The organism is Parafrankia sp. EAN1pec, from assembly GCF_000018005.1.
Lineage (GTDB): Bacteria > Actinomycetota > Actinomycetes > Frankiales > Frankiaceae > Parafrankia > Parafrankia soli.
Window position 1 is genome coordinate 277,373 of the sequence record NC_009921.1, and the last position, 15,668, is coordinate 293,040.

The 15,668-nt window shown below is 71.3% G+C and carries 10 protein-coding genes; 2 read left to right on the forward strand and 8 right to left on the reverse strand.

Features of this window, described 5'->3' with window-relative positions:
* Window positions 1-14: 14 nt before the first annotated feature.
* The gene (locus FRANEAN1_RS01070; protein ID WP_012157671.1) at window positions 15-935 is read right to left on the reverse strand and encodes a pseudouridine-5'-phosphate glycosidase; all 921 of its coding nucleotides are present in this window, start codon (window positions 933-935) and stop codon (window positions 15-17) included.
* Between the two features lie 291 nt (window positions 936-1,226).
* Here FRANEAN1_RS01070 and FRANEAN1_RS01075 point away from each other — a divergent pair, with 291 nt between their 5' ends.
* Window positions 1,227-2,036, forward strand: a complete 810-nt coding sequence (locus FRANEAN1_RS01075; protein ID WP_041253542.1) for a hypothetical protein — start codon at window positions 1,227-1,229, stop codon at window positions 2,034-2,036.
* A gap of 54 nt (window positions 2,037-2,090) precedes the next feature.
* Here FRANEAN1_RS01075 and clpB read toward each other — a convergent pair whose 3' ends face one another.
* The 6 genes from clpB to FRANEAN1_RS01105 all read right to left on the reverse strand — a co-directional run bounded on the left by clpB (window position 2,091) and on the right by FRANEAN1_RS01105 (window position 11,798).
* Complete coding sequence (gene clpB / locus FRANEAN1_RS01080; protein WP_012157673.1) at window positions 2,091-4,703, reverse strand: ATP-dependent chaperone ClpB; 2,613 nt, start codon at window positions 4,701-4,703, stop codon at window positions 2,091-2,093.
* 396 nt (window positions 4,704-5,099) lie between these two features.
* Window positions 5,100-5,720 (reverse strand): helix-turn-helix transcriptional regulator, encoded by a 621-nt coding sequence (locus FRANEAN1_RS01085; protein ID WP_041253544.1) that lies wholly within the window; start codon window positions 5,718-5,720, stop codon window positions 5,100-5,102.
* Window positions 5,717-6,898, reverse strand: a complete 1,182-nt coding sequence (dnaJ, locus tag FRANEAN1_RS01090) for a molecular chaperone DnaJ (protein ID WP_012157675.1) — start codon at window positions 6,896-6,898, stop codon at window positions 5,717-5,719. The genes FRANEAN1_RS01085 and dnaJ overlap by 4 nt, the downstream gene beginning before the upstream one ends.
* A 171-nt stretch (window positions 6,899-7,069) precedes the next feature.
* Complete coding sequence (gene grpE, locus FRANEAN1_RS01095) at window positions 7,070-7,906, reverse strand: nucleotide exchange factor GrpE (protein WP_012157676.1); 837 nt, start codon at window positions 7,904-7,906, stop codon at window positions 7,070-7,072.
* A complete protein-coding gene (gene dnaK, locus FRANEAN1_RS01100) occupies window positions 7,903-9,741 on the reverse strand; it encodes a molecular chaperone DnaK (RefSeq protein WP_012157677.1) in 1,839 nt (612 codons plus the stop codon). The genes grpE and dnaK overlap by 4 nt, the downstream gene beginning before the upstream one ends.
* 767 nt (window positions 9,742-10,508) lie before the next feature.
* Complete coding sequence (locus tag FRANEAN1_RS01105) at window positions 10,509-11,798, reverse strand: nuclease-related domain-containing protein (protein ID WP_012157679.1); 1,290 nt, start codon at window positions 11,796-11,798, stop codon at window positions 10,509-10,511.
* An 820-nt stretch (window positions 11,799-12,618) separates the two neighbouring features.
* Here FRANEAN1_RS01105 and FRANEAN1_RS01110 point away from each other — a divergent pair.
* Window positions 12,619-14,838, forward strand: a complete 2,220-nt coding sequence (locus FRANEAN1_RS01110; RefSeq protein WP_012157682.1) for a (Fe-S)-binding protein — start codon at window positions 12,619-12,621, stop codon at window positions 14,836-14,838.
* An 83-nt stretch (window positions 14,839-14,921) separates the two neighbouring features.
* Here the strand turns inward: FRANEAN1_RS01110 and dcd are convergent, their stop codons facing one another.
* A complete protein-coding gene (gene dcd / locus FRANEAN1_RS01115; protein WP_012157683.1) occupies window positions 14,922-15,527 on the reverse strand; it encodes a dCTP deaminase in 606 nt (201 codons plus the stop codon).
* Between the last annotated feature and the right edge of the window lie 141 nt (window positions 15,528-15,668).

The window sequence follows — 15,668 nt, forward strand, 5'->3', positions numbered from 1 at the left end:
GGCTGGCCCAGTGGTCAGCCGGCGGCCCAGGCGGTCGCGATCTCGGCCGCGACCGCCACATTGCTCCGTACTACGGCGACATTCACTTCCAGGCTCGCGCCGGCGGTCTCGGTGCGGAAGGTCTCCAGCAGGAACGGCGTGACGGCCTTCCCGCGCAGCCCACCCGCCTCGGCGCGGCGCAGCGCCTCGGCGAGCACCCGGTCATGGACACCGGGGTCGAGCGCCTGCTCACGCGGCACCGGGTTCGCGACCACGATCGCGGACGTCAGCCCGAGGCGGTCGCGGGCCGCCATGGTGCCAGCGACCTGCCGGGCGTCGTCCACCCGCCAGTCCAGACGGTGGCCGGAGCCCGGGAGGTAGAAACCCGGGAACTCCGAGGTGCGCCAGCCCAGCAGCGTGATCCCGAGGGTCTCCATCCGCTCGAGGGTCGCGCCGACGTCCAGGATCGACTTGACGCCGGCGCTGACGACGGTGATCGGGGTGCCGCCCAGTGTCGGCAGGTCGGCGGACTCGTCGAAGGACTCGCCCGCCCCGCGGTGTACGCCGCCGAGCCCACCCGTCGCGAACACCCGGATGCCCGCACGGGCGGCCAGCATCGACGTGGACGCGACCGTGGTTGCGCAGGTGCGCCTCAGCGCGGCGGCGGCGGGCAGGTCGCGCACGGACGCCTTGGCCACCGCCGGGTCGTCGGCGACGCGGCTGAGCGTGGCGTCGTCCAGGCCGATGGTGGGCACTCCGTCGATCACTGCGACTGTCGCGGGGGTGACGCCGCGCTCGCGCAGCATCTCCTCCAGTTCCACGGCGACCGCGCGGTTGCGCGGGCGCGGCAGGCCGTGGGCGATCAGCGTCGACTCCAGGGCGACCACCGGCCGGCCGGCAGCCAGCGCCGCCGAGACCTCGGCGGAGACGGCCAGGCCCGGACCGGGTGAAATCATCCGCCAACTCTAGGCGTAGTGCCGCGCACCATCGACCGCTCGGTGCCTGATGGTCACCGCTCGCGGTTCGCGGGGGTCGTCGCCGGTGGACGTCAACGCTGCACGATACGAAACTCTGTATACGGATAGCCATTCGTTGGCGGTCGGTGCGGAGCTTCTTGTCGTTGGATGGACAGTATTAACGGGTTATCCGCAGCGATGACCCGACGTACCATTCTTGTTGTGAGAGTGATGAAATCAGCGGAAATACCGCGTGCGGGAGCCCCCGGCCGGCGGCCGTGGATTCCCGGGATGTCGATGGCCCTGCGGGCCGGCGTCGGCCTGCTGGCGCTGCTCGTCGTCGCGACCGCCTGTACCGGCGGGAGCTCCACCCGGGCCCGTGGGGCGGACCGGCGCAGCGACTCGACCGACGCCGACGTCGGCGTCGAGGACGTCAACCGGGGCGGGACCAACGGCGCGAACGGCACGGGCGGCCGGCGGACGCCGTCACCAGCGCCGTCGCCGCTGACGGCGGCGGACTTCGTGCTCACCGCCGGCCCGGAGACCATGGGATTCAGCCAGGACCCGCCGCAGCCGGCGAGCGGCCCCAACTCGGTCGCCAGCGCACCGTCGTCGATGTTCGACGGCACGGTGGCGACGTGCGCCGAGGCGACCGACGCGCAGATCGGCGCCTCGTCGACCGGTGACGCCGACGGCCCCGTCTTCACCCACGACACCAGTGGGGCGGATCTCCGCTCCTTCGCGTCGGTCTACGCGGACACCGCCACCGTCGCGGGGCATCGGGAGATCGTCCGGCTCGACCGCTTCGCCGGGTGCTACGGGCGGGCCCTCGTCGACGAGCTCGACTCCGACGAGCTCGGGGCCACCCTGATCGGCACGGAGACGGTACCGCCGCCGCCCGGGGCGACCGACCGGATCACGGTCACCATCGACATCGTCACCGCGCAGCAGCAGAGCTTCCGCACCTACGTCGACCTGATCATGATCTTCACTGGTCGGGCGGAGGGGACGATCACCCTGGTCACGCCGTTCCAGCCGGCGGATCCGGCCCTGCTCGCCACACTGACCGGCCAGGTAGAACGCAAGATCGCCGCCCAGTGACGGCCCCGCACCGGCCGGGGCCGACCGGCCCCGGCCAGCCCCGGCCGCGCGTGCTCAGATGGCCTGCGCGCGGGCCGCGGAGTGGACGCTCAGCGCCGAGCGCTGCCCGTCCACGTCGACCACGACCCCGTCGCCGTCCCTGATCTGGCCGGCCAGCAGCTCGCGGGCGAGCTGGTCGCCGATCGAGGTCTGCACCAGGCGGCGCAGCGGCCGCGCCCCGTACACCGGGTCGTAGCCGGCGTCCGCGAGCCAGACCTTGGCGGCGTCGGTCACCTCGAGGGAGATCCGGCGGTCGGCCAGCCGCCTGCGCAGCCGGTCGATCTGGATGTCGACGATCTTCGTCAGATCGTCCCGGCCGAGCTGCTCGAAGACCAGCACGTCGTCGAGCCGGTTCAGGAACTCCGGCTTGAAGGCGTCGCGCACGGCGACCATCACCGAATCGTGGCGGACCTGCGGGGGCAGGGTCGGGTCGGCGATGTAGACCGACCCCAGGTTCGAGGTCAGGATCAGGATGGTGTTCCGGAAGTCGACCGTGCGGCCCTGGCCGTCGGTCAGCCGGCCGTCGTCGAGTACGGCGAGCAGCACGTCGAAGACGTCCGGGTGCGCCTTCTCGACCTCGTCGAGCAGGATCACGCTGTACGGGCGGCGCCGGATCGCCTCGGTGAGCTGGCCGCCGGACTCGAAGCCGACGTAGCCGGGAGGCGCGCCGATCAACCGCGCCACCGAGTGCTTCTCGGCGTACTCGCTCATGTCGATGCGCACGACCGCCCGCTCGTCGTCGAACAGGAAGTCGGCGAGCGCCTTGGCCAGCTCCGTCTTGCCCACACCCGTCGGCCCGAGGAAGAGGAACGACCCGGTCGGCCGGTCCGGGTCGGCGATGCCGGCCCGCGCGCGGCGGACGGCGTCCGCCACGGTGCGCACGGCCTCGTCCTGCCCGATCACGCGACGGTGCAGCTCCGTCTCCATGCGCAGGAGCTTGCTCGTCTCGCCCTCGAGCATGCGGCCGGCGGGGATGCCCGTCCACGAGGCGACGACCTCGGCGACGTCGTCGGGACCGACCTCCTCGCTGAGCATCGCCCCGCCGGGCGAGTCCGATCCGGCGAGCGCGCCGGTCGCCTCGGCGAGCCGCTTCTCCAGCGTCGGGATCGTGCCGTACCGCAGCTCACCGGCCTTGGCGAGGTCGAGGTCGCGCTCGGCCATCTCGGCGGCGCGGCGGGCGTTCTCCAGCTCCTCCTTGATCTTCTGGACCTCGGAGATGGAGTTCTTCTCCCGCTGCCACCGCGCGGTCAGCGCGGAGAGCTCCTCGCGCTTCTCCGCCAGCTCGCGCTGCAGCCGGTCGCGCCGTTCCCGGGACGCGTCGTCGTTCTCCTTCGACAGCGCCATGTCCTCGATCTCGAGACGGCGCACGGCCCGCTCGAGCTCGTCGACGGCGACCGGCCGGCTGTCGATCTCCATCCGTAGCCGGGACGCCGCCTCATCCATCAGGTCGATCGCCTTGTCGGGGAGGAACCGGGCGGTGACGTACCGGTCGGACAGGGTGGCCGCGGCCACCAGCGCCGAGTCGGTGATCCGCACCCCGTGGTGGACCTCGTAACGCTCCTTGAGCCCGCGCAGGATGCCGATCGTGTCCTCCACGGACGGCTCCCCGACCATCACGGGCTGGAAGCGGCGCTCCAGCGCCGGGTCCTTCTCGATGCGGGTGCGGTACTCGTCCAGCGTCGTCGCGCCGATCATGCGCAGCTCACCGCGGGCGAGCATCGGCTTGAGCATGTTGCCGGCGTCCATCGCGCCCTCGGCCGCGCCGGCGCCGACGACGGTGTGCAGCTCGTCGATGAAGGTGATGATCTGGCCCTCGGCCTCGCGGATCTCGGTGAGCACCGAGGTCAGCCGTTCCTCGAACTCGCCGCGCAGCTTGGAGCCGGCGACCATCGAGCCGAGGTCGAGCGAGACGATGCGCCGCCCGCGCAGCGACTCCGGGACGTCACCCGCGGCCACCCGCAGCGCGAGCCCCTCGACGATCGCCGTCTTGCCGACGCCGGGCTCGCCGATCAGGACCGGGTTGTTCTTCGTGCGCCGGGAGAGAACCTGCACGACCCGGCGGATCTCGGTGTCGCGGCCGATCACCGGGTCGAGCTTGCCGTCGCGGGCCCGCGCGGTGAGGTCGATGGAGTACTTCTCGAGCGCCCGGTAGGCCCCCTCCGGATCCCGGCTGGTGACGCGGCGGGCGCCGCCGCGGACGCGGTCGAACGCGCCGCGCAGGGCGTCCGGGGTCGCGCCCGCCTCGGCGAGGATGCGGGACGCCTCCCCGCCCTCCTCCGCGAGCGCCACGACCAGGTGCTCGACCGAGGTGTACTCATCGCCGAGCCGGGCGGCCTGGCGCTCGGCGTTGTTCAGGACGGCGACGAGCTGCCGGGACAGTTGCGGCGGCGCCACGTTGGCCCCGGCGGCGCGGGGGAGCCGGCCCACCGCGGCCTCCGCCCGGGAGCGGATGTCCGCCGCCGGGGTGCCGACGGCCTCCAGCAGGGCGGCACCGACACCGTCGGGCGCCTCGAGCAGGGCGGTCAGCAGGTGCAGCGGGTCGACGAGCGGCGATCCGTCGCCGGTGGCACGGCTGATCGCGGAGGACAGAGCCTCCTGCGAGCGGGCGGTGAGACGGTCAGCGTTCATGGCGATCCCTGTGTCTCGAGGCGATCCGATGTCGTGCGGTCTTCAGTCACTGGTCCCACGCGATCTCGCGGTTCGGTGATCGCGACATCGCGTGGAACCGCGTCCACCGGTTACGACACTCAGCATACCTGAGTCATTCCCGCTCAACTTACTGGACATGCGTCGGCATGGCCGGCTTTCGGGTGCCGGGGTGTCGTTGTTGTGGAGACGCGGACGGGTCCGGGGCCCGCGCCCGGATGAGCTGCCCGGCAACCGCGGCGCCGGTCCGGGCACCGACGCCGCGTCGCTGCCCGGACCGGCCCGGCGCCCGGTACCGGCACCCGTGTCGGACTTGTCGTCGGCATCGGACCGGGCTTCGGACCTGGTCTTCGGACTCTGTGTCTGGTGGGGCCGGGGTCAGCGGCGATGGCCCGGTCGCCAGACGACGACCGCGCCTCGCTCGATGGGGACGAGGTCGCGCCGGTGGCTGGCGTGGGCCTCGGCCACCCGGCGGTCCGCGTCGGCCCGGGCCTCGGCGAGCTCCTCCGCCAGCTGACGGACCTGCGCCTGCAACGCGACCACCTGGGCACCAAGGTGCAGAATCTGCCGGATGCCCTCGAGGTTGACGCCCTCCTCCTGGGAGAGGCGCTGGACCTCGCGCAGCAGGGCGACGTCACGGGCGGAGTAGCGCCGGCCGCGGCCCGCCGTACGGCCGGGGGTCACCAGCCCGAGCCGGTCGTACGACCGCAGTGTCTGGGGATGCATCCCGGCGAGCTGCGCCGCGATGGAGATCACGTACACCGGGGCGTCGTCGTCGTGCGCCGGGCCGGCCGCGGGGCCGGGCGGCTGGTAATAGGTGGCACCGGGATCGTGCACCGTGCCACTCCCGTTCATGGGGCTGTTTCCGCCGGGAGACGGCGGCACCATGCCGGCGGGGCCCCCGCCCACCGCCGGCCCGGCAGCCCTCGTTCCGGGGCCTGCACCCGCGCCGCGTGGGGAGCGCGGCGGATCGGACGTACGGTTCGGACGCGCGTTCATGCCCGTCCCTCCATCTGGGCTATCAGGGATTCACGAGGGTCCTCGGGATGCGCCCGCGCGAACTCCTGGAGCGCGGTGCGCGCCTTCGGCGAGAGCTCGGACGGCTTGGGAACGGTCACCTCGAGCGTCACGATGAGGTCACCGTTCTCCCCGCCGGGGCGCGGGACGCCCCGGTTGCGGGCACGCAGCCGCCGTCCGCTCGAGGTGCCGGCCGGAACCTTGACCGTCAGCGGGGTGCCGTCGATCGTCGGTACCTTCACCGAGGCGCCCAGGGCCGCCTCGGTGATCGTCACCGGCAGGTTGATCGTCAGGTTGTGGCCCTCCCGCCCGAACACGGGATGGCTCTGCACGTGCACGGTGACCTCGAGGTCACCGGCCGCGCCGCCGCGCTCGCCGGGCGAGCCGCGCCCGCGTACCCGCAGGCGCTGACCGTCGCTGACCCCGGCCGGGATGCGGATGCGCTGCTCGCGCTCGCGGCGGCCGGTGCCGTGGCAGTCGGGGCAGGGGTGGTCGATCAGGCTGCCCTTGCCCAGGCAGTCGCGGCACGGCTCGGACAGCGCGAACCCGCCCTGCGACCGGGAGATCACGCCGAGGCCCCGGCAGACCGGGCACGTCCGGGGGGACGTCCCGGGGCGGGCCCCGATGCCGGCGCAGGTGGCGCAGGTGGCGGCCCCGGGCAGCCGCACCGTCGCCTCGAGGCCGGTCAGCGACTTCTCGAACGAGATGGTCACCTCCGCCGCGATGTCCGTGCCGCGGCGCGGGGCGCGCCCGGTCGGTGTCCGCTGGAAGAGGTTGTCGAAGATCCCGCCGAGCCCGCCGCCGCCGTTGCCGTTGAGCAGGTCGTCGAGGTTCAGGTTCCCGGCACCTGGGCCGTAGCCGCCCGGCGTCCCGAACCCGCCCATGCCGCCGCCGCGCCCACCCGCACCCGGGTAGGAGCCGGAGGCGAACAGCGCCCGGGCCTCGTCGTACTCCCGCCGGCGGTTCTCGTCGGAGAGGACGTCGTAGGCCTCGGACACCTCCTTGAAGCGTGCCTCCGCCTTCACATCCCCGGGGTTCTTGTCCGGGTGCAGCTCCCGGGCGAGCTTGCGGTACGCCTTCTTGATGTCGGCCGCGGACGCGTCCTTGGGGACACCGAGAGCGGCGTAGTAGTCCTTTTCAACCATGTCGCGAACACTCACGGCGCCCCTCCTTCCGTCATGAACGAGCCCGGCGCGCGGGCATCGGGAGCATCCGGGCGCCGAGGGCCAGCCGGCCGCCGGTCAGGTCGGAACGAGCCGTCCCGCCCGGCGCGGAGCACCGGGCGGGAGGCACGCGAACGGTCCATCGGCATGGTTCAGTAGGCCATCTCTTCAGTCGGCGCTGACGGTCGGTCCCCCGCGGTCCGGACCCGGAACACTGCCGGTGTCGTCCGGCAGGGGAGCGTTCTCCCTTCCGGGAGACGCGCCGGCGGCCGGCTGACCCTCGGCGGCGTCATACTCCCCGGGTGGCCCGACCTCGGTCACCCGGTCCGAGATGCCCGCGTCCGGCCCGTCCTCGTACAGCGCGTCACCGCCGTCCTCGGACGGTTCCGCGACCGCGACCTGCGCGGCCCGGAGCACGGCGTTCCCCCGGCGGTAGCCCGCCCGGAAGATCTCCACGCAGGTCGTCTCGGAGACGTCCGACCGGTACGAGTGCATCAGGGCATGGTGCAGGTGCGGGTCGAACACCTCGCCCGGCGTGCCGAACCGCTCCAGACCTGTCGACTCCAACGCGGTCTCCAGCGACTCGGCGATGGCCTTGAACGGCCCCTCGAGATCACCGTGGTCGCGGGCGCGGCCGATGTCGTCGAGCACCCCGAGCAGCCCGCCGAGCAGCTTGGAGACGGCCTGGTCACCGGCGGCGTCGCGCTCGCGCGCGGCGCGCCGGCGGTAGTTGTCGAACTCGGCCTTGAGTCGCTGCAGGTCGGCGGTCCGCTCGCCCAGCTGGCCGCGCAGCGACGCGACCAGCTCGGAGTCGGAGTCGGCCGGGCCCGCCCCGGCCGGGCCCATGGGCTCGGCGCCGGGAGTGGCCGCGCCGGCGGCGCTCCCGCGGACCTGGCCGGTCTCCGGGTCGATGCGCCGTCTGTCCTTGACGATGGGCTCCTCCGGGCCGCCGTCCCCGCCGGCCCGGCTGTCGTCCAGCCGGTGCTCGCCGTGGGCAGAGGTCACTTCTTGTCCTCCTCGTCGACGATCTCGGCGTCCACCACGTCGTCGTCGGCCTGGCCCGCCCCGGCTCCGGGAGCGCCAGGGGCGCCCTGCGCGCCGGCGGCCTGGGCGTACATCGACTCGCCCATGGCCTGGCTGGCCTTGGTCAGCTCGTCCGCCGCCTCGCGGATCGCGGCGATGTCCGTGCCGCCGACCGCGCCGCGCAGCGTGCTGAGCTTCTCCTCGACGTCGGACTTCACGCCGGCCTCGATCTTGTCGCCGTTCTCGGCCAGGAACCGCTCCGTCGAGTACACGAGGGACTCGGCGCGGTTGCGGGTCTCGGCCTCCTCCCGGCGCTGGCGGTCCTCCTCGGCGTACTGCTCGGCGTCCTGCACCATGCGGTTGATGTCGTCCTTCGGCAGCGCCGAGCCGCCGGTGATCGTCATCGACTGCTCCTTGCCGGTGCCCAGGTCCTTCGCGGACACGTGCACGATGCCGTTGGCGTCGATGTCGAAGGTGACCTCGATCTGCGGCATGCCGCGGGGGGCCGGGGGCAGGCCGGTCAGCTCGAACATGCCGAGCTTCTTGTTGTAGGCCGCCATCTCGCGCTCGCCCTGGAAGACCTGGATCTGCACGGAGGGCTGACTGTCCTCGGCGGTGGTGAAGATCTCCGAGCGCTTCGTCGGGATCGTCGTGTTCCGCTCGATCAGCTTGGTCATGATGCCGCCCTTGGTCTCGATACCCAGGGACAGCGGGGTGACGTCGAGCAGCAGGACGTCCTTGACCTCACCCTTGAGGACACCGGCCTGCAGGGACGCGCCGACCGCGACGACCTCGTCCGGGTTGACGCCCTTGTTCGGCTCCTTGCCGCCGGTCAGCTCGCGGACGAGGTCCACGACGGCGGGCATCCGGGTCGAACCGCCGACGAGCACGACGTGGTCGACGTCGCTGATCTTGATGCCGGCGTCCTTGACGGCCTGCTGGAACGGGCCCTTGCAGCGGTCGATCAGGTCCTGCGTCATCCTCTGGAGCTCCGCCCGGGACAGCGAGACGTCCAGGTGCAACGGGCCCTCGGCCGACGCGGTGATGTACGGCAGGTTGATCGAGGTCTGGGTGGACTGCGACAGCTCGATCTTGGCCTTCTCGGCGGCCTCGCGCAGGCGCTGCAGCGCCATCTTGTCCTTGCCGAGGTCGACACCGTGCTGGCCGTTGAAGGTCTTGATCAGGTGGTCGGTGATGCGCTGGTCCCAGTCGTCACCACCGAGCTGGGTGTCGCCGGAGGTCGACTTGACCTCGACCACGCCGTCGCCGATCTCGAGCAGGGACACGTCGAACGTGCCGCCACCGAGGTCGAAGACCAGGATGGTCTGCTCCTTCTCACCCTTGTCCAGCCCGTAGGCCAGCGCCGCCGCGGTGGGCTCGTTGACGATGCGCAGGACGTTCAGACCGGCGATGGTGCCGGCCTCCGTGGTCGCCTGCCGCTGGGCGTCGTCGAAGTAGGCCGGGACGGTGATGACGGCGTCGGACACCGACTCACCCAGGTATGCCTCGGCATCCCGCTTGAGCTTCTGCAGGATGCGGGCGCTGATCTCCTGGGGGGTGAACTCCTTGGAGTCCACCGTCATCTTCCAGTCGGTGCCCATGTGACGCTTGACCGACCGAATGGTCCGCTCGACGTTCGTCACGGCCTGCCGCTTGGCGACCTCGCCGACGAGCACCTCGCCGTTCTTCGCGAAGGCCACGACTGACGGAGTCGTCCGGGAACCCTCGGCATTGGCGATCACCGTGGGCTCTCCACCCTCGAGCACGCTCACGACGGAGTTCGTGGTGCCGAGGTCGATACCGACCGCTCGTGCCATGTCTGTATGCCTCTCGATCATGCTGGCCCGCCTGGTGGAGACCGGCGGGACGCCCTAGTTGGTGTGAGCCCCGGACTGCGTCCTGCGCCGAAGCGTCGGTCGTGTGCGCGGCTGCGTTGGTGCGGATGTTGGTGGTGCGGATGTTGGTGGTGCGACTGTGGCGGTGTGGCTGTGGCGCTGCTGTCTCTCGTTGCTACCCGGTTCCGGTCGCGCGCGCCCGCGCCCGGAGCCGACTTGAGTACGGTCGACTCAGGATGGACGCTCTTAGGATAACCAGGCGAACCTGAGTCCTGTCCACTCAATATTGCTCCGTCGGACGGACTTGCAGGGTCGGACACCGCAAGTATCACCTTATGTGGTCGAGACGTCACTCCTGATGCAGGACCGGTGCCGCCGCGACTTCCGCGCGGTCGCGGGGCATCCGGCGTCACGGGTATGGCGGGGCTTTGGAGTCTCCAGGCTCCGGGGCGCGCGGCCTGAGGGCAGGCGCCGATCACCGCGAGGAGGCGCCAAGACAGCCCCGGAGCGCCCGGCGGAGCAAGATCCAGAAAAGCGCGGCGGTTCAGAGACAGCCAGGACTCACCCAACCGCCACGCTTTGCTCGGGAGGGGCTGCGCTGTCGCCGTGGGGCGGTGGGGTGATCTTTGAGGATGGGATCCCGGGCGTGAGCCGGTGGCGCTGATCAGGGCTGTGCGGCCGGTCGGGGGCGCGGGGCTGTCAGGTTCTTCGAGTCGCCGTGCTGCCCGAGATGCGCCGGCAGGACGGGCCTACGACCCGGATCCGGGCCCGGAGGTCGGGTGGGCGCGGTCGTCGCCGGGGGCGGGGGGCTGGTCGCCCTTTGCCGTCGTCGGGCCGTCGCCCCCGGGGGGCCGGCTCGACGTGCTGATGGACTCGCTGCCCCGTGGCTGGCGGACGGCGGCCAGGATGCGGCCGCGCCGGCCCTCGCCGGGGCGGGCCCGCGGGGGTCCCTCCAGGGACTTGGCGGTGCCTGTTCCGTCCACGTCCAGCAGGCCGATCGCGTCGGTCGCCGTGTCCGTCCCGGAAGCGGGCGGTGGGCTGTCGGTCGGGCCGTCGGGCTGGTCGGCGGCCCGGGCGAGGGGCATGCCGGCGCGGTCGATGAGATCGGCCTGGCGGCCGAGGTCGGCTTCGATCTGGGCGAGGCGCTCGAGCATCTCGGAGGCGTCGCCGCCGCGCTCGCGGATTGTGCGCAGGGCGTCCATCAGGGTGAGCCACTGGTCGCGGTCGACGACGACGTGCTCGGCGAGCCGGTTGGAGGAGTACGGCGGGAAGAGCCGCTGGGCGGCGGCGAGGACCTGCTGGACCTGCCCGGGGTTGAGCCGCCCGGGCTTGCTCCGGACGTACTTGACGACATCCTTGACGCTGATGATCGTGACGCCGTCCAGCGCGCCGTCGCTCCACAGGACGCTCGCCTCGACCATCACGAGGACCGGGTAGACCGGGATCTTCGTGGTGGGCAGGGCGGCGCGGACCTGGTTGCGCACCTCGCCGCCGAGCCATGAGGTCTTGTCGATCGCGGGCTTGAGCGACTCGCCGTCCACCATGGCGCCGCCCTTGGCGTAGCGGACGATGCCCTTGTTGGTGTCGCTGCCGAGGATCATGACGCCGCCGGGACCGATCAGCAGGTGCCCGATTGTGGCCTGCGAGTAGGGGACGGCCCGGTCGTGCATGATCACATAGCCGTGTCGGCGGAGCCGGGAGATCGCGCGGGCGGTCTTGCGCTCAGCCTCGGCCGCCTCGCGCAGGGTCTCGACGTCCGGTGAGACACCGAAGGCGGCCACGGCGATGCCACCGGGCCAGACGATGAGCAGGACCACGAAGACGGCCACGCCGAGACCGGGCAGCCCGAGCCCGAACCCGATGACCAGGCCGAGGCCCATGCCGACCACCGCGGCGCGGATGGCCGCGCGCGGCACCTCGCGCGCCAGGCGGTCGCGTCGGACCATCGCCTGGTTCTCTCGCGCGCGCAGGTATTCCGTGTGCTGGGAGAACCCGGGCCGCCCGGCCCGGGGCGTCGCCGGCCTGGTGCTCGTCGCCATCGTGCCCACCATGGATCGCAGGGGTCGTCAACGTGGTTGGAGACCGTTCTCCGGAGCGCGCCGGGCGTCGTCGCGACAGCGCTGTAGCCGGCCGACTGAAACCTCTGGCCCGACCTGGTCACGGCGTGATCCCGTGACCGCCCGGACCGAGGCACCCACCCATGGTGCGGGGAGGCTCATGGTCATCACAAGAGTTGACATCAGCGCTCTGGATGATCCACGAGCAACAGGCCGCCGGCCGGCGGAGTGCCACAACACGTGCCACCCGGTGATTGGACCATGTGGTCCCACCTGGGGCTCGTGGGGTGGCCAGATGAGAACGGACGGTGCGGAGAGTCGTGGTTCGGGCGGTTGTCTGCCACTCAAAGTAGCAGGCTCCCCGGCGCGTCGGGCAAGATCAGCCCAATAGGTCCCCGATCCCGCCCCACTCGGACCACGCCGTGGCAGGGTCGGGGGTGTTCGGGGTCAGGGGCGGGGAATCCAAAGGTGATGGCCACCGGGAGCCACCCCGGATGGTGTCGTTGTGGGGCTTTCGGAGGGGGGGTGATGCGCGTCCGATGATCGTGACGTGTCTCTGGTCACTCCGCTCGTCGCGGGTCGTACGGTCACGGGAAGGCTTGCGCTTCGGAGTGGGCCCGATGGCCGTCGCGCGGGTCGCGGTGGCAGCGGAACGCTCCGCGTTGATGGCCAAGGGTGGGGCGGCCGTCGCGCTCAGGAAGTTACCGGCGGGTACGGGTAGGCTCGCCGCGTCGCCGGGCGGCACCGGTTGTCGTCGGTCAACACCGGTCAGCACTGACCGGATAGCACAGATGGAGGACCTGTGAGAATCGCGATCGGTCTAGCGATCACGCTGATCGCTCTCGCGGTGGCCGGCCGCCGCGTCTTCTGGCTGACCAGGCTGATCAGGTCCGGTCAACCGGCGGAGGGCCGGCTCGACGACCTGCCGACCCGGATCTGGACCGAGATCAGCGAGGTCGGCGGCCAGCGCAAGCTGCTCAAGTGGTCGGTGCCCGGCCTGGCGCACGCCTTCACCTTCTGGGGCTTCACCATCCTCGGCCTGACGATCGTCGAGGCGTACGGGGCCCTGTTCGACCACGACTTCCACATCCCGCTGTTCGGGCACTGGGCGGCCATCGGGTTCCTCGAGGACTTCTTCGCAGTCGCCGTGCTCGCGGGCCTGATCACCTTCACGGCCATCAGGCTGCGCAACGCCCCGGCCCGGCTTGACCGCAAGTCCCGGTTCTACGGCTCCCACATCGGCCCGGCCTGGGTCATCCTCGGGATGATCACTCTGGTCATCGTGACCCTGCTGATCACCCGTGGCGCCCAGTTCAACGCGGGCACCCACCCGCAGGGCGACACCAAGTGGGCGTTCGCGTCCTGGCTGGTCAGCCTGCCGCTGGATGCCTTCTCGGAGCACACCAACGAACACATCGAGACGGTGTTCCTGCTCCTCAACATCGCGATCATCATGGGCTTCCTGGTGCTGGTGGTCTACTCCAAGCACCTGCACATCGGCCTGGCGCCGATCAACGTCATCCTCAAGCGGGAGCCGGTCGCGCTCGGCCCGCTGGGCACCACGCCCGACATCGAGAAGCTGATGGAGGAGGACGAGCCGATCGTCGGGGTCGGCAAGGTCGAGGACTTCTCCTGGAAGGCCATGCTCGACTTCTCCACCTGCACCGAGTGCGGGCGGTGCCAGAGCCAGTGCCCGGCCTGGAACACCGGCAAGCCGCTGTCGCCCAAGCTCCTGATCATGGACCTCCGGGACCACCTCTTCGCGAAGGCTCCCTACCTGCTCGCGCCCAAGGGCGCCGAGGACGGCGAGAGCGCCGAGGAGACCACGAAGGCGGCCACCAGCGCGTCCGAGGACGGCTCCGGCAAGCACAAGGTGCACCACGTGCCCGAGTCCGGCTTCGGCCGTGTCCCCGAGCCCGGTCAGCCCCAGGTGGACCGCCCGCTCGTCGGCACCGCGGAGGAGGGCGGGGTCATCGACCCCGACGTCCTGTGGTCGTGCACCAACTGCGGGGCCTGTGTCGAGCAGTGCCCGGTGGACATCGAGCACGTCGACCACATCGTCGACATGCGCCGCTACCAGGTCATGATCGAGTCGGCGTTCCCGTCCGAGGCCGGCGTGATGCTGCGCAACCTGGAGAACAACGGCAACCCGTGGGGTGTCTCGCCGCGCTCGCGCACCGAGTGGACCGACGGCCTGCCGTTCGAGGTGCGCATCCTCGACGAGGGCGAGCAGATCCCGGACGAGGTCGAGTACCTCTACTGGGTCGGCTGCGCCGGCGCCATCGAGGACCGGGCCAAGAAGGTCGCGCGCTCCTTCGCCGAGCTGCTGCACACCGCCGGGGTCGAGTTCGCCATCCTCGGCAGCCAGGAGTCCTGCACCGGTGACCCGGCGCGCCGCCTCGGCAACGAGTACCTCTACCAGGAGATGGCGAAGGCCAACATCGAGCTGTTGAACGAGACGGGCGTCAAGAAGATCGTCGCGACCTGCCCGCACTGCTTCAACAGCCTCGCCCGGGAGTACTCCTCGCTCGGCGGGACGTTCGAGGTCGTCCACCACACGCAGCTGCTCGGCAAGCTCGTCGAGGAGCGCAAGCTCGTCCCGATCACCCCGATCGACTCCTCGGTGACCTACCACGACCCGTGCTTCCTCGGCCGGCACAACAAGGTCTACACCCCGCCCCGGGAGATCCTCGAGGCCATCCCGGGCATCCGTGGCCAGGAGATGCACCGCTGCAAGGACCGTGGCTTCTGCTGCGGCGCCGGCGGCGCGCGGATGTGGATGGAGGAGAAGATCGGAAAGCGGGTCAACGTCGACCGCATGGAGGAGGCCCTCGGCCTCGATCCCGATGTGGTCTCGACGGCCTGCCCGTTCTGCATCGTGATGCTCTCCGACGCCGTCACCGAGAAGAAGCTCGCCGGCGAGGCCAAGGAGAGCGTCGAGGTGCTCGACGTCTCGCAGCTGCTGGCCCGTTCGCTGGTCGCGCCGACGCCCACGCCGGCAGCGGAGCCGCTGAGCAGCTGAACCGGTAGCGAGCGGATCAGACAGTAGCCACGCCGTCGCGGCCGCCCCCGGGGATTCGGGGGCGGCCGTCGTCGTGTGTGCGGTCAGGCGCCGTGTGATCCGTTGGGGATCTCGGGTACGGCCGCCCGGGTGAAGTCGCGGTAGGCACGGGACGGTGTCGGCCCGCGCTGACCCTGGTACCGGGAGCCGTAGATCGCCGAGCCGTACGGGTGCTCGGCCGGCGTCGACAGCCGGAACAGACAGAGCTGACCGATCTTCATACCGGGCCAGAGCTTGATGGGCAGCGTCGCGACGTTCGACAGCTCCAGCGTCACGTGGCCGGAGAAGCCCGGGTCGATGAACCCGGCGGTCGAATGGGTCAGCAGGCCCAGCCGGCCCAGGCTCGACTTGCCTTCGAGCCGGCCGGCGAGGTCCTCTGGGAGCGTCACGACCTCCAGCGTCGACCCGAGCACGAACTCTCCCGGGTGCAGGACGAACGGCTCGTCGCCCTCGGGCGCCACGAGCTCGGTGAGATCCTCCTGCTCCACGGCCGGGTCGATGTGGCTGTACCGGTGGTTCTGGAACACCCGGAACGCGCGGTCGAGCCGCAGGTCCACGCTGGACGGCTGGATCAGCCCCTCGTCGTAGGGGTCGAGCCGGACGCGGCCGGCGGTGATCTCGGCCCGGATATCCCGGTCGGACAGCAGCACGTTCGAGGACGCTACCGCAGCCGCCTGGACGTCCCGCCGGCACGAGCCCGGTGGATCATCGCGGTCGTCTGATGGGGGGATGTGCTGACTGCGGTGATTTCGCCGCCGTCGCGGTGTGGGAGCCGCGGTGTCTCGGGTAGG

Bases quoted from the DNA above. Each gene is read 5' to 3' on its own strand.
- FRANEAN1_RS01070 (WP_012157671.1), bottom strand. From the start codon at position 935: ATGATTTCACCCGGTCCGGGCCTGGCCGTCTCCGCCGAGGTCTCGGCG.
- FRANEAN1_RS01075 (WP_041253542.1), top strand. From the start codon at position 1,227: ATGTCGATGGCCCTGCGGGCCGGCGTCGGCCTGCTGGCGCTGCTCGTC.
- clpB (WP_012157673.1), bottom strand. From the start codon at position 4,703: ATGAACGCTGACCGTCTCACCGCCCGCTCGCAGGAGGCTCTGTCCTCC.
- FRANEAN1_RS01085 (WP_041253544.1), bottom strand. From the start codon at position 5,720: ATGAACGCGCGTCCGAACCGTACGTCCGATCCGCCGCGCTCCCCACGC.
- dnaK (WP_012157677.1), bottom strand. From the start codon at position 9,741: ATGGCACGAGCGGTCGGTATCGACCTCGGCACCACGAACTCCGTCGTG.
- FRANEAN1_RS01105 (WP_012157679.1), bottom strand. From the start codon at position 11,798: ATGGCGACGAGCACCAGGCCGGCGACGCCCCGGGCCGGGCGGCCCGGG.